General features: G+C 48.9%; 29 protein-coding genes and 1 pseudogene. 29 read left to right on the top strand and 1 reads right to left on the bottom strand.

The window, feature by feature from the left end; genetic code table 11:
• The first annotated feature begins 216 nt into the window (after positions 1 to 216).
• The 22 genes and pseudogenes from ACTQXY_RS07625 to ACTQXY_RS07520 all read left to right on the top strand — a co-directional run bounded on the left by ACTQXY_RS07625 (position 217) and on the right by ACTQXY_RS07520 (position 15,320).
• Positions 217 to 555, top strand: coding sequence for a DUF7768 domain-containing protein (locus ACTQXY_RS07625; protein WP_155151149.1), 339 nt, complete (start codon positions 217 to 219; stop codon positions 553 to 555).
• Between the two features lies 1 nt (position 556).
• Positions 557 to 1,267, top strand: coding sequence for an antirestriction protein ArdA (locus ACTQXY_RS07620; protein WP_441658980.1), 711 nt, complete (start codon positions 557 to 559; stop codon positions 1,265 to 1,267).
• 27 nt (positions 1,268 to 1,294) lie between these two features.
• Entirely contained in the window at positions 1,295 to 1,801 is a 507-nt protein-coding gene (locus ACTQXY_RS07615; RefSeq protein WP_441658979.1) for a DUF3801 domain-containing protein, read from the top strand.
• Positions 1,788 to 3,641, top strand: coding sequence for a VirD4-like conjugal transfer protein, CD1115 family (locus ACTQXY_RS07610; protein ID WP_441658978.1), 1,854 nt, complete (start codon positions 1,788 to 1,790; stop codon positions 3,639 to 3,641). The genes ACTQXY_RS07615 and ACTQXY_RS07610 overlap by 14 nt, the downstream gene beginning before the upstream one ends.
• A gap of 98 nt (positions 3,642 to 3,739) precedes the next feature.
• On the top strand, positions 3,740 to 3,880 hold the full coding sequence (locus tag ACTQXY_RS07605) for a Maff2 family mobile element protein (protein ID WP_006575326.1): 141 nt from the start codon (positions 3,740 to 3,742) through the stop codon (positions 3,878 to 3,880).
• Between the two features lie 180 nt (positions 3,881 to 4,060).
• Entirely contained in the window at positions 4,061 to 4,435 is a 375-nt protein-coding gene (locus tag ACTQXY_RS07600; protein WP_441658977.1) for a GntR family transcriptional regulator, read from the top strand.
• A gap of 2 nt (positions 4,436 to 4,437) precedes the next feature.
• Positions 4,438 to 5,289, top strand: a complete 852-nt coding sequence (locus ACTQXY_RS07595) for an ATP-binding cassette domain-containing protein (RefSeq protein WP_441658976.1) — start codon at positions 4,438 to 4,440, stop codon at positions 5,287 to 5,289.
• Positions 5,286 to 5,918 carry an ABC-2 transporter permease gene (locus ACTQXY_RS07590; protein ID WP_441658975.1) on the top strand — a complete coding sequence of 211 codons (633 nt, stop codon included), beginning with the start codon at positions 5,286 to 5,288 and terminating at the stop codon, positions 5,916 to 5,918. Before ACTQXY_RS07595 ends, ACTQXY_RS07590 begins: the two co-directional genes overlap by 4 nt.
• Positions 5,919 to 6,082: 164 nt before the next feature.
• On the top strand, positions 6,083 to 6,526 hold the full coding sequence (locus ACTQXY_RS07585; RefSeq protein WP_441658974.1) for a sigma-70 family RNA polymerase sigma factor: 444 nt from the start codon (positions 6,083 to 6,085) through the stop codon (positions 6,524 to 6,526).
• Positions 6,519 to 6,719, top strand: a complete 201-nt coding sequence (locus tag ACTQXY_RS07580; RefSeq protein ID WP_441658973.1) for a helix-turn-helix domain-containing protein — start codon at positions 6,519 to 6,521, stop codon at positions 6,717 to 6,719. The genes ACTQXY_RS07585 and ACTQXY_RS07580 overlap by 8 nt, the downstream gene beginning before the upstream one ends.
• Positions 6,720 to 7,302: 583 nt before the next feature.
• A complete protein-coding gene (locus tag ACTQXY_RS07575) occupies positions 7,303 to 7,701 on the top strand; it encodes a plasmid mobilization protein (protein ID WP_034479871.1) in 399 nt (132 codons plus the stop codon).
• On the top strand, positions 7,673 to 9,295 hold the full coding sequence (locus ACTQXY_RS07570) for a relaxase/mobilization nuclease domain-containing protein (RefSeq protein ID WP_441658972.1): 1,623 nt from the start codon (positions 7,673 to 7,675) through the stop codon (positions 9,293 to 9,295). The genes ACTQXY_RS07575 and ACTQXY_RS07570 overlap by 29 nt, the downstream gene beginning before the upstream one ends.
• Before the next feature lie 184 nt (positions 9,296 to 9,479).
• Positions 9,480 to 9,692, top strand: coding sequence for a hypothetical protein (locus ACTQXY_RS07565; protein WP_005927784.1), 213 nt, complete (start codon positions 9,480 to 9,482; stop codon positions 9,690 to 9,692).
• Complete coding sequence (locus ACTQXY_RS07560) at positions 9,682 to 10,431, top strand: phage replisome organizer N-terminal domain-containing protein (protein ID WP_441658971.1); 750 nt, start codon at positions 9,682 to 9,684, stop codon at positions 10,429 to 10,431. Before ACTQXY_RS07565 ends, ACTQXY_RS07560 begins: the two co-directional genes overlap by 11 nt.
• Positions 10,428 to 11,282, top strand: coding sequence for an ATP-binding protein (locus ACTQXY_RS07555; RefSeq protein ID WP_441658970.1), 855 nt, complete (start codon positions 10,428 to 10,430; stop codon positions 11,280 to 11,282). The genes ACTQXY_RS07560 and ACTQXY_RS07555 overlap by 4 nt, the downstream gene beginning before the upstream one ends.
• The gene (locus ACTQXY_RS07550; RefSeq protein ID WP_002569233.1) at positions 11,279 to 11,467 is read left to right on the top strand and encodes a transposon-encoded TnpW family protein; all 189 of its coding nucleotides are present in this window, start codon (positions 11,279 to 11,281) and stop codon (positions 11,465 to 11,467) included. Before ACTQXY_RS07555 ends, ACTQXY_RS07550 begins: the two co-directional genes overlap by 4 nt.
• Before the next feature lie 111 nt (positions 11,468 to 11,578).
• Positions 11,579 to 13,189 (top strand): recombinase family protein, encoded by a 1,611-nt coding sequence (locus ACTQXY_RS07545; RefSeq protein WP_005921270.1) that lies wholly within the window; start codon positions 11,579 to 11,581, stop codon positions 13,187 to 13,189.
• Between the two features lie 36 nt (positions 13,190 to 13,225).
• Positions 13,226 to 13,309: pseudogene (locus ACTQXY_RS07540) on the top strand (Maff2 family mobile element protein); the annotation flags it as partial.
• A gap of 161 nt (positions 13,310 to 13,470) precedes the next feature.
• Positions 13,471 to 13,743, top strand: a complete 273-nt coding sequence (locus tag ACTQXY_RS07535) for a helix-turn-helix domain-containing protein (RefSeq protein ID WP_002593556.1) — start codon at positions 13,471 to 13,473, stop codon at positions 13,741 to 13,743.
• On the top strand, positions 13,703 to 14,080 hold the full coding sequence (locus ACTQXY_RS07530) for a TnpV protein (protein ID WP_154557409.1): 378 nt from the start codon (positions 13,703 to 13,705) through the stop codon (positions 14,078 to 14,080). Before ACTQXY_RS07535 ends, ACTQXY_RS07530 begins: the two co-directional genes overlap by 41 nt.
• A 51-nt stretch (positions 14,081 to 14,131) precedes the next feature.
• Positions 14,132 to 14,302 (top strand): hypothetical protein, encoded by a 171-nt coding sequence (locus ACTQXY_RS07525; RefSeq protein WP_154557410.1) that lies wholly within the window; start codon positions 14,132 to 14,134, stop codon positions 14,300 to 14,302.
• A 160-nt stretch (positions 14,303 to 14,462) separates the two neighbouring features.
• Complete coding sequence (locus ACTQXY_RS07520; protein WP_154557411.1) at positions 14,463 to 15,320, top strand: PrsW family glutamic-type intramembrane protease; 858 nt, start codon at positions 14,463 to 14,465, stop codon at positions 15,318 to 15,320.
• 216 nt (positions 15,321 to 15,536) lie between these two features.
• Here ACTQXY_RS07520 and ACTQXY_RS07515 read toward each other — a convergent pair whose 3' ends face one another.
• Positions 15,537 to 16,343 carry a helix-turn-helix domain-containing protein gene (locus ACTQXY_RS07515; protein ID WP_154557412.1) on the bottom strand — a complete coding sequence of 269 codons (807 nt, stop codon included), beginning with the start codon at positions 16,341 to 16,343 and terminating at the stop codon, positions 15,537 to 15,539.
• Between the two features lie 484 nt (positions 16,344 to 16,827).
• Here ACTQXY_RS07515 and ACTQXY_RS07510 point away from each other — a divergent pair, with 484 nt between their 5' ends.
• The 7 genes from ACTQXY_RS07510 to ACTQXY_RS07480 all read left to right on the top strand — a co-directional run bounded on the left by ACTQXY_RS07510 (position 16,828) and on the right by ACTQXY_RS07480 (position 22,274).
• Positions 16,828 to 17,016, top strand: a complete 189-nt coding sequence (locus tag ACTQXY_RS07510; RefSeq protein ID WP_154557413.1) for a hypothetical protein — start codon at positions 16,828 to 16,830, stop codon at positions 17,014 to 17,016.
• Positions 17,013 to 17,354: a replication initiator protein A gene (locus ACTQXY_RS07505; protein ID WP_154557414.1), complete on the top strand. Its 342-nt coding sequence runs from the start codon at positions 17,013 to 17,015 to the stop codon at positions 17,352 to 17,354. The genes ACTQXY_RS07510 and ACTQXY_RS07505 overlap by 4 nt, the downstream gene beginning before the upstream one ends.
• Positions 17,347 to 17,643, top strand: coding sequence for a DUF3847 domain-containing protein (locus tag ACTQXY_RS07500; protein ID WP_118773048.1), 297 nt, complete (start codon positions 17,347 to 17,349; stop codon positions 17,641 to 17,643). The genes ACTQXY_RS07505 and ACTQXY_RS07500 overlap by 8 nt, the downstream gene beginning before the upstream one ends.
• 296 nt (positions 17,644 to 17,939) lie before the next feature.
• Complete coding sequence (locus ACTQXY_RS07495) at positions 17,940 to 18,467, top strand: hypothetical protein (RefSeq protein WP_154557415.1); 528 nt, start codon at positions 17,940 to 17,942, stop codon at positions 18,465 to 18,467.
• Between the two features lie 211 nt (positions 18,468 to 18,678).
• Entirely contained in the window at positions 18,679 to 20,259 is a 1,581-nt protein-coding gene (gene mobQ, locus ACTQXY_RS07490; RefSeq protein ID WP_154557416.1) for a MobQ family relaxase, read from the top strand.
• 64 nt (positions 20,260 to 20,323) lie between these two features.
• A complete protein-coding gene (locus ACTQXY_RS07485; protein WP_154557417.1) occupies positions 20,324 to 20,968 on the top strand; it encodes a CHC2 zinc finger domain-containing protein in 645 nt (214 codons plus the stop codon).
• Entirely contained in the window at positions 20,937 to 22,274 is a 1,338-nt protein-coding gene (locus ACTQXY_RS07480) for a VapE domain-containing protein (RefSeq protein WP_441658993.1), read from the top strand. Before ACTQXY_RS07485 ends, ACTQXY_RS07480 begins: the two co-directional genes overlap by 32 nt.
• The last annotated feature ends 1 nt before the right edge of the window (position 22,275 follow it).

Genomic DNA, 22,275 nt, shown 5'->3' with positions numbered 1-22,275 from the left:
TTTTAGTACAGCCGGGAACGGGCCGTCAAGGGGCGGAACGCCCGCCGTATTATGCGGCGGCTTGCCCTTTACGGCCTGCCCCGGCTGTGCTATTCCCGGCAAGGCGGCGGGGGGTATATCCTCCAGAGCCGCCCCCTTTCCCATGAATGGGAAAGGGCGGGGGGATAGGGTTGACCCTACCTTATTATATAGGGAAAAGAAACGGAGGTTTTGATTATGAAACGACCCCTTGCGTATGTGACCGCTGCATGGCGCGGCGATGCGTGCGAGGTTACGGAACAGGCAGCTAAATACTGCCGCATTGTTTATGACGCAGGCTATTCCCCCATCTGCCCTATGCTCTACCTGCCGTTGTTCCTCAATGACGCAGTGCCGGAAGAACATAAAAGCGGTATTGATATGGGGCGCGATCTGCTCCGGCGTTCCCGTGTGCTGGTGGTGTGCGGGAATTATGTCAATGAAGCAGTGAAGAATGACATCGCCGTTGCCCAGCGGCTGGGGATCACCGCCACCACCTTGGAGGGCATCCTGACCGTCAAAGGCCAGAGGCGCTGACATGGCAGTAATTGAGGCGTATGTAACCAACCTGGGGAAATATAACGAGGGCGAGCTGGCAAGCGCACTTCTGAAATTCCCCACCACCAGAGAGGCGGTGCAGGAAGTCCTAAAACAGATCGGCATTGATAATATCCGCTATGAGGAGATTTTTATTGCCGATTATGACGGCGACCTGTCGGAGCTTAACGCCTGCCTGGGGGAATATGAAAGCATTGACGAACTCAACCACTTGGCCTGTCTGCTCTCCGAGCTGGATAAAAGTGATTTGGAGAAGTTTGAGGCAGTTGTTGCCAGCGGCGAGCATACCTCCGGCGCGGGCGACCTCATAAACCTTGCGGAAAATCTGGATTGTTACGATTTCTATATCGGCGTGTCCGATGATGAAACCCTGGGCCGCATTTATGCGGAGGACATGGAAATGATCGACATTCCCGAAAACCTGCGGGACTATTTCGATTATGAGGCGTATGGCCGGGATATGCGGATCAATGAAGATGGCAGCTTTGTCAAAGGCGGTTTTCTTCTTCCCAACGGCAGCCAGTTTATCGAATACTACCACGGGCGGGAGGACATTCCCGACGAACACAAGGTTTTTGCCTATCCACAGCTCTCCATCCGGGAACAGATGGCGGCTTATAAAGAAGTCATTGACCGTTTTCCCCAGGCGGCGGAACGCCCACACCCGGAGCAAAGCCATACAGACCGATAGCGGCACTTTTGGACACTTTGTCCAGAAGTGCTTTTTTCATGGAAGGGAGGGATTTGGCTGGTAGATGAAGATATTTCCAGAAGAACCATAGCGGTATCGATCAAGGCAAGCAAACTCACGGCGCGGGGGCTTGCCTATGTGCTGGGAGCGATTGCCCGGAAGATTGGCAAACACCACCGGGCCAAACAGACGCCCCACGGCAGGCAGACGGTGCGCCAGCTCATGGGCCACGGGGCCGCCACAAACAGTATTGAAGTAGAGGCCCCCGCCCTCTTTGACCGGGTAGCCCGGAAATGGAATGTGGACTATGCCTTTTATCAGGTCGCGCCGGATAAACACCTGCTGTTTTTCAAGGCGGGGCAGGCCGACGCGATCACCGCTTGTTTCTCCGAGTATTCCAAACGGCTGCTAAAGCGCACAAAATCCACAAAAGCACCGATCCGGCAGCAGCTCAAAGAGGCCGCCGCTGAACTGGCCCGCCAGCCGTCCCGCCAGAAAGAACGCGCAAAGGAGGCGGTGCATGAGGACAGATAGCGTCAAGAAATATGTAATACCAAACATCCCGTACCTGTTCATTGGCTGGGCCTGTCTGAAACTGGGGACGGCCTACCGGCTGGCCCCCGGCGTGGATCTGCCCCATAAGCTCATGGGCCTGGGGCAAACGATAGGCCCGGCTTTTGCCGACTTTGCGCCGGGGCTTGATCCCCTCGATTGGCTCATCGGCATTGTGGGCGCGGTGGGATTCCGCCTGCTTATTTATGCCAAAAGCAAAAAGGCAAAAAAATACAGGCGGGATGAAGAATACGGGTCGGCCAGATGGGGCGGGCCGAAAGATATAGCCCCATTCGTCGATCCCGTCTTTGAAAACAATGTTATTCTTACCGGGACGGAGCTTCTCACCATGAACACCTGCCCGAAAAACCCGGCCAACGCCCGCAATCTCAATGCCTGTGTGATCGGCTCGTCCGGCTCCGGCAAAACCCGGTTCTGGCTCACCCCACAGATTTTGCAGGCCAGCGCGAAGAAAAAGGACGGATGCAGCTATGTGGTGGTCGATCCCAAAGGCGGGGTGCTCTCCCAGGTGGGAGCCTTTCTACAACGCAGGGGGTATAAGATCAAGGTTTTTAACAGCATTGATTTTTCAAAATCCATGCACTATAACCCGTTGGCGTATATCCGCAGCGAGGCCGACATTTTGAAATTTGTGGACGCTTTAATCAGCAACACAAAGGGAGAGGGCAAAGAGGGCGATCCATTTTGGACGAAGGCGGAAACGCTTTTGTATTGCGCCCTGATTGCCTATATCATTTTCGAGGGCCCCGCCGAGGATCGGAATATGAATACATTGGTGGATATGATTTCCGGCATGGAGGTCAAAGAGGACAACGAAAACTTTATGAACGCGGTTGACTATATGTTTAAGGGGCTGGAAAAGCGAAAGCCGGATTGCTTCGCGGTCAAGCAGTATAAAAAGTACAAACTTGCCAGCGGCAAGACGGCAAAAAGCATTTTGATTTCCTGCGGCTCCCGTCTGGCCCCCTTTGACATCCCCCAGCTCCGTGAGATCATGGCCTACGATGAATTGCAGCTTGACCGTATCGGGGATCGGAAAACAGCGGTTTTCTTCACGATTTCCGACACCACGCCCACCTATAACTTTCTGGTGGCTCTGGCCTTTTCGCAGATGTTCAATCTGTTGTGTGAACGGGCGGACAATGTTCACGGGGGCCGCCTGCCCCATCATGTGCGGGTGCTGTGGGACGAGGCGGCCAATACGGGCCAGGTGCCCCAGCTTGAAAAGCTGGTGGCCGTCATTCGTTCCCGTGAAATATCGCTGACACTCTTTTACCAGCAAATGGCGCAGTGCAAGGCCATTTATGACAAGCACGCGGAAACGATTTTAGGCAACATGGACAGCGTGATTTTCCTGGGCGGACGGGAAAGCTCCACCATCAAGGAGATTTCCGAGAACTGGCTGGGAAAAGCAACCATCTATATGCAGACGGACGGGCGCTCCAAAGGCCAGTCGGAAAGCTACAACCAAAACACCCAGCGGCTGGGCCGGGAACTGATGACCCCTGCCGAGCTTGCTACCATGCCCGGTGACAGGTGTATCTTGCAGCTCCGGGGCCTGCCCCCGTTCTATTCCCCAAAATACGATTTGAAGCAGCACCCGAACTACAAATATACGGCTGAGGCCGATAGAGTCAAAAACGCTTTTGACCTGGATAAGCTCATCAACCGCCGCAGGCGGCCTGGGCTGAACGAGGTTTGTGAAGTGTACGAGGCGGACGGGACAGATGCAGCGCCCATAAGCGAGGACGAGGACATCCTCAATTATGACGATGTGGACGACCCGGACGCCTTTGTATAAATCCCACTTCTGGACAAAGTGTCCAGAGGTCGTAACCTGCCGCCTGTATGGGCGGCTTTTTTTATGGCCGGGGAAAACCCCGGAGAAATGGAGGCTATATGCAGTTCTTTTCTTCCGCTATTGATACTTTGCAGACCCTTGTTGTGGCTCTCGGCGCTGGCCTGGGCGTGTGGGGCGTTGTCAATCTCCTGGAGGGGTACGGCAGCGATAATCCCGGCTCCAATGCTCATGTGCGGTAAAGTAACACATAGCTTTGATAGATAGCCACCTACTATTCCAAACCCCATAATATCAAAAAGCAGGACAAGCATAGCCGTTTGCTCTGCTTTTTTTATATTACATTCTTGACAGCCGCCATATATCGTATTATACTGTACTTGTTAAATCAATACAGTTAAAGACAGAAAGGCGGTGGGACTTTGGAAATTGTTGTGAGTAACAAAACAAGTCGCCCTTTGTATGAGCAAATTTCAACGCAAATTAAATCACAGATTATGAATGGTGAACTGAAAGCTGGGGAAGCACTTCCCTCTATCCGTTCTCTTGCAAAATCCTTGCAGATAAGTGTTTTGACTGTTCAAAAGGCATACGACCTGCTTCAATCAGACGGTTTTATCGAAACGACAGCCGGAAAAGGTTGTTATGTATCAGTACAAAATCAAGACTTCTATCTTGAAGAACAGCAAAAGAAAATCGAGGAACACTTTAACGAAGCCATTGAAATTGCCCGTACAAGTGGAATACCACTTAATAAATTACTGAATTTGTTGACACTATTGTATAAGGAGGATTGACAATGAACAATGCTTTGACTATTTCGGGTCTTACCAAAACATATAAAGATTTTGTTTTGGACAATGTTTCTTTTAGCGTTCCAAGTGGGTCTATTGTCGGACTGATTGGAGAAAATGGCGCAGGAAAGAGCACAACAATAAATGCGGCTTTGGGGCTTATCCATAAAGAAGCCGGTCATGTTTCGGTATTGGGAAAAGATGATCTGGACAATGAAACAAAAGAACAGATTGGAGTAGTATTTGACGGAAGCAACTATCCGGAAATTCTTTCTCCCAAGAAAATCAACCAGATAATGAAAAATATCTATGGCTCATGGGACGAGCAAGCCTATTTTCGGCTGCTGAAACAATTTTCCTTGCCCCTTGATAAGCAGATTAAACAGTTTTCCAAAGGTATGAAAATGAAGCTGGCTATTTCCGTAGCCCTTTCACACCATTCTAAGCTGCTGATTTTGGACGAAGCAACCAGCGGGCTTGACCCTGTTATCCGGGACGATATTCTGGACATGCTTTTGGATTTTGTGCAGGACGAAGAACACTCCATACTGGTATCTTCCCACATTACCAGCGATTTAGAAAAAATTGCCGATTACATTGTTTTTATCCATGAGGGAAAAGTTGTTTTTTCCAAACCGAAAGATGAACTGATTGAACAATATGGCGTTATAAAATGCGGAGCAGCACAATTTGACGCATTGGATAAATCGGATATTATCACATACAGAAAAATGGATTACGAATGGCAGATTTTAGTTTCTGAACGGGATAAAATGCAGAAAAAATATCCAAAAGCATTGATTGTACCCGCTACGATTGATGAAATTATGCTTCTCTATGTAAAGGGGGAAAGATGATGAAAGGCGTTTTACTAAAAGACCTCTATATTGCAAAGAGCAATATCTTTGTAACTATCGTCAGCTTGATTGTTTTAGGTTTTGGATTGTCTTTTTTACTGGAAACAAGCGCACTTCTGATTTTAGCCCCGGTAGCTTCCACAACAGCGGTTTTTATCAGTATCACAAGTGACGCAGGCTCAAAATGGAATAAAAATGTGATTACCATGCCCGTATCAAGAAATCAGATTATCAGAGAGAAATTTATCTTTTATATCTTGCTTGCGGTAGTCGGTCTAATTACAGCACTTATTCCATGTATTGTGCTTATGTTAGCGGGAGCAGATATAACAGTTCATTCTTTGTGCTTATATGCCGCTATCGGTATGAGTGCCACTTTATTGGCGGGCGGCATTAGCTTACCATGTGCCTATTTGTTTGATCCGGAAAAATCCCAAATTGTTTTTATGATGTCCTTTATGGCATCGACAGGTGTTATTGTTGGGCTTGTACTTCTCACAAACCTCTTTATTCCTGTAAAAGACAATATCCAGTTGGCTTTTAATATCGTGCTTGTAATCTCTATTGTGTGGTTTTTTATCTCATATCGGATTGCAGCAGCAGTATATAAAAATCGGGATATAGTTTGATAACACAGTAGCAGAATAGCAAATCCAGCCGAGCCAGTCAACGGCAAGTGAATGAGCTTCGCCCACCGTTGACAGCCCCGACTGTCCTTGCTGGTGGGTAATCAAGGGGCGACAGCAAAAAGTGCTGCCGCCCTTTCCCATAATTGAAGAAAGGGGGATTTTCCATGACCGAACAGGAAGCCTATCAAGAACATATCCGCTATACCCATGATACCTATTGCCGGATTGTTATTCGCCATGCGTCCTTTGACGCTGCCCGTATGCTGGCAGCGAGGTGGAGACGGGAAATCTCCCTTGAATACTTGACCGAAGAAAAGTTTGTCCCATTAAGCACCACAGACGAGTATTTTCAAGTGCCGGACTATGGCGAAACTTATCCGTTTTCTGTCCGAGGGCAGACGATACTTTTAGATAGCTGTTCTCTTGCGGCTGCTCTTGCCCGATTGCCGGAACAGACACAGGAGGAAATCTTTTTGTATTACTTCCAGCACTTGACACAGAAAGAAATCGGAGAACAAAGCGGCTGGACACGCAGCACAATCGGGCGGCATATTCAGCTTGCCTTGAAGCGGCTGAAAGAGGAAATGGAGGTGCTGTCCTATGAGTAACCGACTTCTCCCCTATGACACGATTATAAAGGCACATGAGGGCGACCCCATAGCGATACACGCTGTCCTTGACCGCTACGCCGGATATATCCGCTACTTTTCCAAAATGAACGGCTATTATAACTCTGATATGGAGGACTACATCAGAACAAAGCTGATTGAAAGCCTGTTCAAGTTCCGGCTTGACCGATAACATAAAAACTGAATATCCCGCCGCCTCGCAGCGGCACACAAAGCAGTAAATCCGAAAAAGATTTGCTGCTTTTTTGCGCCCATTTTTGGCAAATTTCCAAAAGTTCCGTATTAGACAGTGAAGCCAAAAAAGGTTGCCGTTTTTTTCAGACAGCGGGCAAAACACCGTTTCCAAAACGCCTTATTGTCGGGAAAGACCGAGCTGCCGGAAAAGTTCTTGCCGGAAAGTCCGTCATTTTTGCTTTTTGCGGTGTTGTAGGGAGTAAGGGGGAGAATGCCAGCCCGCTGCCTTTTATAAAAAAACTGGTTATAGATTTCCCGAAAAAGTGGCAGTAGCAAGTGAACGGCAGTCCGGCAGTTTCTTAGAGCAAGATTCTACCGCAGTACCAAAATTCGCTTTTCGCTCATTTTGCCCCTGCTGGAATCCTGTTGGGGAGTGCCTTCCCCAAACCCTGCTTATGCGGCTTACGCCGCTTAAAAATCCCTCAAAATAATTTTTCGGATTTTTCAAAAACAGTTCCGCTTTACACCCCGTTTTTCTCCTATTAGTGAGAGGACACCACGCACAGAAAGGAGGTTTTACCATGCGAAAACGATACAACACGCCGCACCGCAGCCGGGTAGTCAAGACACGCATGACCGAGGAAGAATATGCCGAGTTTGCGGAAAGGCTTTCTGCCTGCAACATGAGCCAAGCCGAGTTTATCCGGCAAGCCATAACCGGGGCAGCCATACGCCCCATCATAACCGTTTCCCCCGTCAATGACGAGCTGCTTGCCGCTGTTGGGAAGCTGACCGCCGAATACGGCAGGATCGGCGGCAACTTAAACCAGATAGCCCGGACGCTGAACGAGTGGCACAGCCCCTACCCGCAGCTTGCCGGGGAGGTACGGGCGGCGGTTTCCGACCTTGCTGCCCTAAAGTTTGAAGTCTTGCAGAAAGTGGGTGACGCTGTTGGCAACATTCAAACATATCAGCTCTAAAAATGCCGACTATGGCGCAGCGGAATCCTACCTCACATTTGAGCATGACGAGTTTACCATGAAGCCCACCCTTGATGAAAACGGGCGGCTGATACCGAGGGAGGATTACCGCATTTCTTCCCTTAACTGCGGGGGCGAGGATTTCGCCGTTGCCTGTATGCGGGCGAATCTCCGCTATGAGAAAAACCAAAAACGAGAAGATGTGAAAAGCCACCACTATATCATCAGCTTTGACCCACGGGACGGGACAGATAACGGATTGACCGTAGACTGGGCGCAGGAGCTGGGCGAGCAGTTCTGCAAGGCACATTTCCCCGGACACCAAGCCCTTGTATGCACCCACCCGGACGGGCATAACCACAGCGGCAATATCCATGTGCATATCGTCATCAACTCCCTGCGGATTTATGAAGTCCCGCTTCTGCCCTACATGGACAGACCAGCCGACACAAGGGAGGGCTGCAAGCACCGCTGCACCAACGCCGCTATGGAATATTTCAAGAGTGAAGTCATGGAGATGTGCCACCGGGAGAGGCTTTATCAAATCGACCTCTTGAACGGCAGCAAGGAACGGATAACGGAACGGGAATACTGGGCGGCAAAGAAAGGGCAGCTTGCCCTTGATAAAGAGAACGCCGCCAGAGAAGCCGCCGGACAGCCGACCAAGCCCACAAAGTTTGAAACGGACAAGGCGAAGCTGCGCCGGACGATACGGCAGTCACTTTCCCAAGCCGCCAGCTTTGACGAGTTTTCTTCCCTTTTGCTGCGGGAGGGTGTGACCGTCAAGGAGAGCCGAGGGCGGCTTTCCTACCTCACGCCGGACAGGACAAAGCCTATCACAGCCCGGAAGCTGGGGGACGATTTTGACAAAGCTGCTGTCCTTGCCCTGCTCACGCAGAACGCCCACAGAGCCGCCGAACAGACCAAAGCCATACCCGAATACCCTGCCGCAGTTAAAAAGCCGTCACAAGGGGAAAAAACCACAAAAACCACCCCGGCAGACAACACCTTGCAGCGCATGGTTGACCGGGAAGCCAAGCGAGCCGAGGGCAAGGGCGTGGGCTATGACCGCTGGGCGGCAAAGCACAACCTAAAGCAAATGGCAGCTACCGTTACCGCCTACCAGCAGTACGGCTTTTCTTCCCCGGAGGAACTGGACGAAGCCTGTTCTGCCGCCTATGCCGCCATGCAGGAAAGCCTTACAGAGCTGAAGCAGGTGGAAAAGACGCTGAACGGAAAAAAGGAGCTGCAACGGCAGGTGCTTGCCTATTCCAAGACCCGCCCTGTCCGGGACGGGCTGAAACAGCAGAAAAACGCCAAAGCAAAAGCAGCCTACCGTCAGAAGCACGAAAGCGACTTTATCATAGCAGACGCAGCCGCCCGCTATTTCAGGGAGAACGGCATTTCCAAGCTGCCGAGCTATAAAACCCTGCAAGCAGAGATTGAAAGCCTTATCAAAGAGAAAAACAGCGGCTACAACGATTACCGGGCAAAACGGGAGGAATACCGCCGCTTACAGACGGTCAAAGGCAATATCGACCAGATTTTACGCCGGGAGCGCAAGCCTGTGAAAAGGCAGGAACAGGAGCGATAAAAACCACCCCAAAATGTACCCGAACCCATACAGAACAAGGGGGCTGCCCCGTACCCTATCCGCAATACCAAAGGATTTTTTAACGGGCTTACAGGGCAGAAAAACCCCGAAAATGATACCGAGATGATACAGAATTACCGCCGATACCGCCACACCAGCGGAAACGGCAGAAAGGAGCGCACCCATGCCAAGAATGAGCAAGAAACGGCGGCTGGAATGGTCTTTTTTCCTGCGGCAAGTGAAAGTCGGGAATACCACCTGCGACCGTATCACATACAACGACCTCTGCCGGGGCTGTACCCATAGCTGCAAGCAGAGCTTCCGGGCGGTTATCATACTCTGCCCCCGCTACTACTCCAAACGCCGGAAAAAGGAGGACAGGGACAATGGCAGATAACCGCAAGTATTACTACCTCAAGCTGAAAGAGAACTTTTTTGACAGCGACTCCATTGTGCTGCTGGAAGATATGAAAGACGGGATTTTATATTCCAATATTCTCTTGAAACTGTACTTAAAATCGCTGAAAAACGGCGGGAAGTTGCAGCTTGACGAGCATATCCCCTACACAGCACAGATGATAGCGACACTGACCCGCCACCAGATAGGGACGGTTGAGAGAGCTTTGGAGATTTTCCGGCAGTTGGGGCTTGTGGAGCAGCTTGACAGCGGGGCTTTCTATATGACCGACATTGAGCTGATGATAGGACAATCCTCTACCGAAGCCGAGAGAAAACGGGCTGCAAGGCTGGAAAACAAGGCACTTTTACCGCCCCGGACAAAAGGCGGACATTTGTCCGACATTCGTCCACCAGAGATAGAGATAGAGTTAGAGAAAGAGATAGAGATAGAAAAAGAGAGAGAGGGAGAAACGGGACACCCCGCCCCCGCCGCTTATGGCAGATACAACAATGTGATACTGACCGATACGGAGCTTTCCGGGCTGAAAACAGAGCTGCCCGACAAGTGGGAGTATTATATTGACCGGCTTTCCTGCCATATCGCTTCCACCGGAAAGCAGTACCATAGCCATGCAGCCACCATTTACAAGTGGGCGCAGGAGGACGCTGCCAAAGGCAAGGCTGCCCCGATACAGGGCATACCCGATTATTCATGCAAGGAGGGCGAGAGCTTATGAAAAACAAGATTGAAGCTATGATTATGGATATTACAACCACTACCGCCGAAGCGGAGGACTACACAGGCGAGGACGGGCTTTTATACTGTGGCAAGTGCCATACGCCCAAAGAAGCCTACTTTGCAGAGGGAAAGACCTGTTTCGGGCGTGACCGCCACCCAACAGACTGCGACTGCCAGCGGGCAACCCGTGAAAAACGGGAAGCCGCCGAAAGCAGACAGAAGCACCTTGAAACAGTGGAGGACTTGAAACGCCGGGGCTTTACCGACCCTGCTATGCGGAACTGGACATTTGAGCATGACAACGGCAGAAACCCGCAGACCGAAACCGCCCGTTTTTATGTGGAGAGCTGGGAAACCATGCAGGCTGAAAATATCGGCTACCTGTTTTGGGGCGGCGTGGGGACAGGAAAAAGCTACCTTGCCGCCTGTATCGCCAACGCCCTTATGGAAAAAGAGGTTGCCGTCTGCATGACAAACTTTGCAACAATACTCAATGACCTTGCCGCCAGCTTTGAGGGCAGGAATGAGTATATTTCCCGCCTTTGCAGCTACCCCCTGCTGATACTTGATGATTTCGGTATGGAGCGAGGGACAGAATACGGGCTGGAACAGGTTTACAGCGTGATTGACAGCCGTTACCGAAGCGGCAAGCCGCTGATCGCCACGACCAACCTCACGCTGGAGGAATTGCAGCACCCGCAGGACACGCCCCACGCCCGTATCTATGACAGGCTGACTTCCATGTGCGCCCCCGTCCGCTTCACGGGCAGCAACTTCCGAAAGGAAACCGCACAGGAAAAGCTGGAACGCTTAAAGCAACTGATGAAGCAGCGAAAGGAGAGCCTATGACAGAAACCAAACAGACAAGCACCACCAAAACAGACCGCCGCCCGGACTGTGTAACGGAAATCCGCATGGGCAACTCCGTCCTTACCGTTTCCGGCTTCTTCAAGCAGGGCGCAACCGACACCGCAGCCGACAAGATGATGAAAGTGCTGGAAGCGGAAGCTGCTACACAAAAAACGGCGATTTGACCGACCATAAAGAAGCAGATTTGACGCTTTTGCCGCTATACAGACAGCCGCCCCATGTGGTACAATCAAGGTACGGAATAGTGGGGCTGGCTGTCGGAAACGGAGGATTTTATGTTAAGACAGACCAACCAACAACCAATTACCGCCCTTTACCCAAGACTTTCCCATGAGGACGAGCTGCAAGGCGAGAGCAATTCCATTTCCAATCAGAAGCGTATCCTTGAAACCTATGCAAAGCAGAACGGCTTTTCCAATCTGCGCTGGTACACGGACGACGGTTATTCTGGTGCGAACTTTCAAAGACCCGGTTTTCAAGCCATGCTTGCGGACATTGAAGCCGGAAAAGTCGGGACAGTTATCGTAAAGGATATGTCGAGGTTAGGGCGAAACTACCTGCAAGTGGGAATGTACACGGAAATGATTTTCCCACAGAAAGGTGTCCGCTTCATCGCTATCAATGACGGAGTGGACAGCGCACAGGGCGACAATGATTTTGCCCCGCTGCGGAATATCTTTAACGAATGGCTGGTGAGAGATACGAGCAAGAAAATCAAAGCAGTGAAACGCTCAAAAGGCATGAGTGGCAAGCCTATCACAAGCAAGCCTGTGTATGGCTACCTCATGGACGAGGACGAAAATTTCATCATTGACGAGGAAGCTGCACCCGTAGTCAAGCAGATATACAATTTCTGCCTTGCCGGGAATGGTCCGACCAAGATAGCCCGTATGCTCACAGAGCAGCAAATCCCCACGCCGGGAACGCTGGAATACCGCAGGACGGGCAGCACCCGCCGCTACCACCCCGGCTATGAGTGCAAGTGGGCGACCAATACCGTTGTGCATATCCTTGAAAACCGGGAATACACGGGCTGTCTGGTAAACTTCAAGACAGAAAAACTTTCTTACAAAGTCAAGCACAGTGTAGAAAATTCCCCGGAAAAGCAAGTGATTTTCGAGAACCACCACGAGCCTATCATAGACACGCAAACATGGGAACGGGTGCAGGAGCTTCGCAAGCAGCGCAAACGCCCCAACCGCTATGATGAAGTGGGCTTGTTCTCCGGCATACTGTTCTGTGCGGACTGCGGCAGCGTCATGTATCAGCAGCGATACCAGACAGACAAGCGCAAGCAGGACTGTTATATCTGCGGCAACTACAAGAAACGCACCCATGACTGTACGGCGCACTTTATCCGCACCGACCTCTTGACCGCTGGTGTACTCTCCAATCTGCGGAAAGTGACAAGCTATGCGGCAAAGCATGAAGCCCGGTTTATGAAGCTCTTGATTGAGCAGAACGAGGACGGGGGCAAGCGCAGGAACGCCGCCAAGAAAAAGGAACTGGAAGCCGCCGAGAAACGCATAGCCGAGTTATCCGCTATCTTCAAGCGGCTGTATGAGGACAGCGTGACCGGGCGCATATCAGACGAGCGTTTCACAGAGCTGTCGGCAGACTATGAAGCAGAGCAACGGGAACTGAAAGAAAGAGCCGCCGCTATCCAAGCGGAGCTTTCCAAAGCACAGGAAGCCACCGTGAACGCAGAAAAGTTTATGAATGTTGTTCGGCGGCATACCAGCTTTGAAGAACTTACCCCTACTCTGCTGCGGGAGTTTGTAGAGAAAATCGTTGTGCATGAGTGCAGCTATGACGAGAACAAGACCCGCAGACAGGACATTGAGATTTATTATTCTTTTGTTGGCAAGGTGGACTTGCCCGAATAACCGCCCGACCTATCCGACACAAGAGCTAAGTGCCGGATAGGAACGGCAAAATTTTTTACACTTCTATTACTTCTTTATCGCACATCAGTAAAAAGCCAGGGCATGAAGCAGTTCATGGCTAATTAAAGGGAACAAAAAGAAAGGAAAAGCACAATCCAGACGGTATCAGCGGCAGTCTACAAGAATAAATTGTGATTACACAAGATTGGTGCTATAATAAGAGAAAAGTTCCTGCCGGGGCAGCCGCCCTGGTGGTATGGATAGGAAGGCAGGAAAGCAATATGCACATCAGCTATAAACCACTCTGGCATACACTGTTAGAGCGTGATATGAGAAAAGAAGATTTAAGGCTTGCCGCCGGTATGACAACGAATATGATTGCCAACATGAGCAAAGAGGGAAAGCACATCAGCATGGACACATTAGCCCGTATCTGCGAAACGCTGAATTGTGAGATTACCGATGTGATTGAGTTAGTACCAGACGAGCCTGCTTCCACAGGAGGTAAGGAACATGAGCGAATTGAAACCAAGAATAACGGAAAACGGAATTGATTATATCCTTGTCGGAGATTACTACATCCCGGACTTGAAACTGCCGAAGGAACACCGCCCTATTGGAAAGTACGGACGGATGCACAGGGAATATTTAAGGGAAGTCCACCCAGTCAGATTGAATACATTGATACTGACCGGAGAATTGTGGACATATCTTGCAGACCTGAACGAACAGGCACAGGAACGGTTAGATACCATCATGGAGCAGATGAAAGCTGCCGAGGGCGTGACCGAGGAATTAAAGCGTACCTGTCAAATGGAATGGGTGCAGCATTGCAATAACATTCACAACCGGGCAGAAGAAATTGTTTTGCATGAGATGATTTATTCATAACGATATGGTAGAATAATTATGATAAATCGAAATTTGGGGAGGAAAATTATCATGAATGATTTGAAGGTATCAGATATCATGTGTAAATGGTATATATGGGCTGTAGTTGGATATGTTATTGGAAAAATTTTAAGTGACACATTAGGGGGACTTATTGGTTTGGTAATTGGGGGTCTTATAGGCTGTTACATACAAAAAAATCATAGTAAAAAAGATGATTGATATGAAAAATTGACTTTTCCAACTTTATTATGATATACTATACTAAATTTTCAAAAAAAATATATATGTTAACTATATAGTAAATTTATCAGATATATTATATTTGGATAGTATTGATATAATCGTATATCTATATTCTTAAAAAATTGGAGGGGTTTATATGAGGAAATTTTTTGACAATTATGGATACAAATTGCTGGTTATCATAACTGTAGCGTTGGTATTTGTAGGTTTTCGTGACTTTTTTAGTCAGTTTGCGGAGAAGGATAAATCCGTAGCGCTGTTTCCAGCGTTTTTGACTGCTTCGAGTCTGGTACTATTGTATGCTGTGCCGACTGCATTCTTTGTACGCCATTTGGTTAACAGATTAAATGTTTCACGTAAGGTTGTTTTGCTAAGCTTTATACTAGGATTTACAATACCGCTGTATCTAGGTGGTGAGGGGAACGCTCTAATTTCACAGGTTTTATTTTCGACAAGTGTTCCAAGAGCTGTGATTGATAGTTGGGGAGCTGCTTTAACAGCACCATTTACAGAAGAGATTGCAAAAGGTTTAGTTGTACTTTTAGTATATTTACTATGCAGAGGAATTTCATTAAAGGAAGCATTTGTGTCAGGCATGATTTCTGGATTCGGTTTTCAGGTTTTGGAGGATTGGGCGTATATTTCTCAAGCTACTTTTGGAGAAACAAACAGTGGATTTTCAATAGCTTTCGAGAGAGTGTCAAATGCTCTTGGCAGTCATATGGCTTTTGGAATAGTATTCGGTGTTGGACTTATAGCCGTTATTAAAAATGTGCCTGCAGTACCAAGGCTTAAAGCACTTTGCTTAATTTTGGCACCGGTTATCCTGCATTTTATATGGAATTCTCCACTTGAAGGAGATTGGGTGAATCCTTTGTTTGGAAGTATTAACTTAAATCTTGCTTATTATGTATTCACCATTGTGAATCGCTTGGATGACAATGACAATATACTAGCGACGAGAGAATTTGATAAAGCTGCAAAATTAAATTGACATTGTGTTCAAAAAATATAAAAATTGTTTAATAATAAGCTAATTAAAAGATATAATTAATAAAAATATGTTTAATAAAAAAGCTAAAATAGGAGGGGGTTTCCCTCCTATTTTTTAGATAACTTCCAGCTTGTCTTTCAGAAATTCTAACTGAATAATCACAGCACGAACCGCTGCTACATGGAAGCTAACAAACCATGCAACAGCGGTTTTTCTTTACCGTTTTTTCCTCTGGCTGATAGGCGTTCCCATTTTCTTTGACTTTTTGAGAATACGAATGAGCCAGCGAAATTCTTCGTCTGACAGATTTTCATAGTTGATACCGAGCTGCTTGCAGTAAAGTACAACGAGCTTTTCATCCCGGCTGCCCTTGAAATTTTCGACCGCTTCCAGATTTTCTTTCAGTTCATCAGCAACGGTAGTTTGGGGCGCACTCTCACTGTCCTTTTTGTGGGCTTCCCGAATATCCCGGATAATCAGGTTGAGGTCATCCAGAACCATGTGACTGAAATACTCATCATCACTGATATGGGTAGCTTGCAGCACCTTCAAATGCGGGTCGTCTTCGCCAGGGCGATACCGTTCAATGATTTCATGCCGGACAGTATCGACAATGGCGTTGAGGTTTTGAATCTGCATGGTGGCAATCCCATCCACATAAATCTCAATGTCCGCAAGAAACTTGATAAAGTCCTTATGGGTGGCAAGTTCGCAGAGCAGACGGTTGTTAATCCGACCGCTTTTCAGAAGTGCTACCATCTCATCACTCAAATGCAGCTCCCTTAATGGCGTGTTGATCTCCGCCCGGTTCTCTGTCCGGCAAAAGAGATAATCGAGGGACACCCCATAAAAATCTGCCAGCAGGATAAGGTTGCCATGATTGATTTCCTTATAGTCATCTTTTTCATAACTGCCAAGAGCCGATTTTGAAATACCCGTTTGCTCAGCCAGTTCTTCCAGTTTTAATCCTTTGTTTAATCGTAAATCTTTTAGCCGTTCCTGTATTGTAGTAGCTCCGTTCATTGAAGCAGTTCCCCCTTTCTAACGACATTTATAACCGTTGAATTGATTATACCATATCAATTCCGCAATCGTGGAAATTTCTGATTTTTACCCCGAATTCCTACTTTGTGGACATACGGCACAGGGCACAAAAATGTTCTATGATACAGGTAGTTCATCGATGGATTATTCCAATCGAATGACCAGCCTATGTGGGATATGCTTCCCCGGCGATGTAGTGCCATGACTTTTGGCAGGGATGTGGAGGAACCCTGACCGAAACGAGCGTACCAAAGGGAGCGATACGCCGCTGTGAAATTCAGGGGAGGAACGACACCGGGGAGAACTGGCGAACTGACACCGAAATGATACCGAAACACGACAATCTGATAGGGGGATAGTCTACCCTATCGCTGATACTTCGGGAGATTTTAAGCGGCTCTATGACCGTAATTTTGCCGAAAATCACCCCGAAACCATACACTAAAACGGAAGGAAGCGCAATATGCCGAGAATGAGCAAAAAGAGGAAGCATGAGCTTTCCTTTTACCTCAATGACCGGGGGCGTGTCACTTACAACGAATTATGCCGGAAATGCCAGCATGGGTGCAAGCAGAGCTTCCGGGCGGTTGTGGTTGACTGCCCCCGTTATTTATCCAAACGAACCAAGAAAAAGGAGGGACTCACCGAATGAATTTTGAATTTATGACCATAGACACACCATTGCCGCCCTGTATGCCCTTTCCCAGAGCGTTGACAGGATTTCCAGTCAGCAGCACCGCAAAGGTCATGTACTGCCGGATGTTAGACGCTACGCTCACCAAAGGGCAGGAGGACGAGAACGGAATCCTGTTTGTCTGCTTCCCTGTCACAGCCATTGCCGCAGTCCTGTCCCGCAGCCCCATGACGGTCAAGCGTTCTCTGAATGAACTGGAAACCGCCGGACTTATCATGCGGGTGCGTCAGGGCATTGGAGAACCAAACAGGATTTATGTGCTGATACCGGGAAAGGAGGACGCTGCCCTTGCCTGATACCTCAAAGCTGGAAAAACTCAATCGGGAGTTGGAAAAAAACGAAAAGAAACTGCGGAAAGCCATCAATGATGAAAAGGCATTGCAGCACCAGTTGAAACAGCTTACCCGAAAGGAACGGACGCACCGGCTCTGTACCCGTGGCGGTATGCTGGAAAGTTTTCTGCAAGAGCCGGAACGCCTGACAGATGATGATGTCATGCTGTTGTTGAAACTCATTTTTCACAGACAGGACACGCAGGAATTATTGAAAAAACTGCTGGAACGGAAGAAGCCAGAAACCCCTTAGTTTACTAAGGGCGCAATTATACACCACCCAGAGGTTGGTGCATTGCGTTCTCCGAAGGCTCCTCGCCGGAGGGCTGTGATTTTCCGCATTCATGGTCTGCTCCAAATCATACAGGGGACGCTACGCTTCCCCTGCGCTGGCTGCCGCCAGCTACCCTTTTGTGTACTTGCCATCTGGGGACACCTTGCGTTGCAAGCTGTTCCCAGCCGACAAGTTTCATAAAATATGCTATCTTTTCGATAGTCGATGAAGTATAATGAAGATGACAACAAATTAGAATTTGAGGTGATGAAACTATGACTGAAATACAAATTGCATGGTTAGAATTGATGACAGTTGGAGGTCTTGGTGTAATATTGGTTCTACTAGGAGTTACTTTCAATATCATTGTAAAAAGACAGAATAAATTGTGTACAAAAAAGACAGATGGTATTATTAAACAATATGGGTTTCCTGGAAATGGAAGAGTGTACCCAATCGTTGAGTACTTTGTGAATGGAATTTGTTATAAAGCAAAGAAAAAATTTCGAGGAGTTAAAACAACGCAACTATCAGGAGTACCTGTACCGGTGAAATCAGAAGTCTATGAAGATGAAAAAGGGTGGCTACATGTAAAAACTGGAGCTATTGCGAATTTGCGTCAACTCGCGGAGCAGTTGTGGCCTATAAACAGTAAGATGGCAGTTTATTATAATCCAAACAATCCTAAAAAGTGTTATGTTGATAGACCAATTTCAAAAAGTTTTACTTCCATGATGTTTATTATAATGGGGACAGTAACAATACTCTTGAGTGTACTGGTATTCTTTTTGATGCAGTTATAAATTGCAAAAGATAATTGCTAATCAGACAACTTCCAGTTTATCAGCTTCACATCGGGTCAACTTGCCCCGAACTTTTACAACTAAATACCCGCCGCCCACACAGCGGCACACCGAGCAGGAAATCTGAAAAAGGTCTCCTGCTTTTTTTCTGCCCAAAATGAGGTGGTAAAACGCCACCCCATCCGCCAATCACAGAAAGGAGTGACACGAAATGCCCTGTCCGCATAACGAAATTTCTATTGTGCAGCGCAGCCAACAGCAGTCTGCGATTGCCGCCGCTGCTTACCAGAGCGGCGAAAAGCTGTTCTGTGAATACGACCAGCAAGTGAAGCACTACCCGGAAAAGCGTGGTATCGTCCACAATGAAATCCTGCTCCCGGCAAATGCCCCACAGAAATATGCAGACCGCAATACCCTATGGAACGCCGCCGAAGCGGTGGAGAAACAATGGAACTCCCAGCTTGCAAGGCGGTGGGTGCTTACCATCCCCAGAGAGATACCGCCTGACCAGTACGCTGTCCTTGTACGGGAGTTTTGTGAGCAGCAGTTTGTTTCCAAAGGCATGATTGCTGATTTTGCAATCCATGACCCCCATCCGCCGGGACACAATCCCCACGCCCATGTCCTGCTCACTATGAGGGCAATGGACGAACATGGAAAATGGCTTCCCAAGAGCCGCAAAGTTTATGACCTTGACGAGAACGGGGAACGGATAAAGCTGCCATCCGGCAGGTGGAAAAGCCACAAGGAGGATACGGTTGACTGGAACGACCAGAAGTATTGTCAAATCTGGCGGCATGAATGGGAGGTCATCCAGAACCGCTATCTGGAAGCCAATGACCGCCCGGAGCGTGTGGACTTGCGTTCCTATGCCAGACAGGGGCTTGATATAGTCCCTACTGTCCATGAGGGAGCTGCTGTCCGGCAGATGGAAAAGCGGGGTATCCAGACGAATATCGGAAACCTGAACCGGGAAATCAGAGCTGCCAACAATCTGATGAAGTCCATCCGGCAGCTTATCCAAAACCTCAAAGGCTGGATTACCGAGCTGGGCGAAAAACGGAAAGAGCTGCTTGCACAAAAGGCGGCGGAGGAAGCAACACTTCTTCCCAATCTGCTGATGAAGTATATGGCGATACGAAAGGAAGAACGGAAGGACTGGACAAGGGCTGGACAGAACCGGGGGACTTCACAGGACTTAAAGGCAGTCAGCGAAGCCCTGTCCTATCTCCGGCAAAAGGGGCTTTCCACTGTGGAGGACTTAGAAGCATTTCTGGAATCCTCCGGGAAATCAGCCGCAGATTACCGCAATCAGATGAAGCCAAAGGAAGCCCGAAGCAAAGTGATTGACGGGATTCTTGCCAGCCGGACAGACTGCAAAGAATGTAAGGCTGTCTATGAGAAGTACCAGAAGATATTTTTTAAGAAAACAAAGGAAAAATTCAAACAGGAACACCCGGAGGTTGCCCGGTATGAGAAAGCCGCCGCCTACCTTGCCAAGCACCCGGACGATAAGGACAGCACTCAAAAGGAACTGCAACAGGAGCAGGAAACACTTCTGGAAGAAATTGCAGCTCTGAAAACACCGCTGACCGAGGTACAGGAGGATTTGAAGAAGCTGCGGGACATCCGCTACTGGGTACGGAAAGCCACACCCGGCACAGAGGAAAGCAAAGAGCTGCCCAAGAAGCAGCCTATCAAGGAAGTCTTGCAGGATAAGGCAGACGAGAAAAAAGCACAAAGAACCGCCCCGGAACAGACGAAACACAGACAACAGGATATGGAACTTTAACAGGCACTTGCCATTTTCAAGCAGAGAATGTCAGGTGCTTTTTTCTTTTTAAGGAGGGATAGATTTGAATTTATTTGAAGCTGTGAAGCAGTCCGTCACAACCAGACAGGCTGCGGAGCATTATGGAATCCATATAGGTCGGAACGGGATGGCTTGCTGCCCGTTCCATCACGATAAAACCCCAAGCATGAAGCTGGATAGGCGTTACCACTGCTTCGGCTGCGGTGCGGATGGGGATGTAATTGATTTTACCGCCGCCCTGTATGGGCTGGGAAAGAAAGAAGCCGCCGTACAACTGGCACAGGACTTCGGGCTTTCCTATGAGGACTGGAAACCGCCGGGGAAGGTAAAAAAGCCCAAGCCCCGGCAGAAATCCCAGGAGGAACAGTTTCAGGAAGCAAAGAGCCGCTGCTTCCGTATTCTTGCCGATTATCTTCACTTGCTTCGGGCATGGAGAAAGGATTATGCCCCGCACTCCCCGGAGGAAGCCTTTCATCCACGGTTTGTGGAAGCCTTACAGAAGCAAGACCAAGTGGAATATCTGCTGGATGTGCTGCTCTTTGGGGAGACAGAGGAAAAAGCAGCTTTGATTACGGACTACGGAAAGGATGTGATACAGCTTGAAAAGCGAATGGCAGAGCTTGCCGCCGCAAACGCAGCAAGAACTAAAAAACACCATGAACGCCATGCAGCCGCCCCAGAGCATTGAGGAAATCAAGGCGGGGCTGGAAACTACCGAGAAAGGCGGTGTCCGTCAGAGCATACGGAACTGCCTGACCGTATTCCAGCGTGACCCGCTGCTTTCCGGGGCTATCGCATACAACATCCTGACTGACCGCAAGGACATCATAAAGCCCATCGGCTTCCACAGGGAAAGCACCGCCCTGAATGATACGGATATGAAGTATCTTCTTCTCTATCTGGAAGAAACCTACGGGCTTACCAATGAGAAAAAGATTGATAACGCCATTGGGATTGTGGCGAATGAAAACAAGTACCATCCCATCCGGGACTATCTCAATACCCTTGTGTGGGACGGGACAGAACGAATCCGTTTCTGTCTGCGGCACTTTCTGGGGGCTGACGCAGACGATTACACCTATGAAGCATTGAAGCTGTTCCTGCTGGGTGCAATCTCACGAGCCTTTCAGCCGGGGTGCAAGTTTGAAATCATGCTCTGCCTGGTAGGCGGTCAGGGGGCTGGCAAGTCCACTTTCTTCCGTCTGCTGGCAGTCCGGGACGAGTGGTTCTCCGATGATTTGCGGAAGCTGGACGATGACAATGTGTACCGCAAGCTGCAAGGTCACTGGATTATCGAAATGTCGGAAATGATGGCAACCGCCAACGCCAAGAGCATTGAGGAAATCAAGTCATTTTTAAGCCGACAGAAAGAGGTCTACAAGATACCTTATGAAACCCACCCGGCAGACCGCCCCCGTCAGTGCGTGTTTGGCGGCACTTCCAATGCCCTTGACTTCCTGCCCCTTGACCGTTCCGGCAACCGCCGCTTTATCCCCGTCATGGTGTACCCGGAGCAAGCCGAGGTTCACATTTTGGAGGACGAAGCCGCTTCCAGAGCCTATATCGAGCAGATGTGGGCAGAAGCGATGGAGATTTACCGAAGCGGCAGGTTCAAGCTGGCTTTCAGCCCTGCCATGCAGCGGTATCTCAAAGAACACCAGCGGGATTTTATGCCGGAGGACACCAAAGCCGGAATGATACAGGCGTATCTTGATAAGTACACCGGGAGCATGGTCTGCTCCAAGCAGCTCTACAAGGAAGCCTTGAACCATGCTTTTGACGAGCCGAAGCAATGGGAAATCCGGGAAATCAACGAGATTATGAACCAGTGCATTGACCGCTGGCGGTACTTCCAAAACCCAAGAATGTTTTCCGAATATGGCAGACAAAAGGGCTGGGAGCGTGAAAACCCGGCAACGGATTCCGGCAACCCGTCTGAAAAAACGATGGACGGTTTTGTGGAGGTCACAGAACAGATGGAGCTTCCATTCTGAA

The sequence above is a fragment of the Faecalimonas sp. LCP19S3_D12 genome (assembly GCF_052121495.1).
GTDB lineage: Bacteria > Bacillota > Clostridia > Lachnospirales > Lachnospiraceae > Faecalimonas.
The sequence above is the reverse complement of the archived record's forward strand: the minus strand, read 5'-3'. Positions and strand labels throughout refer to the sequence as shown.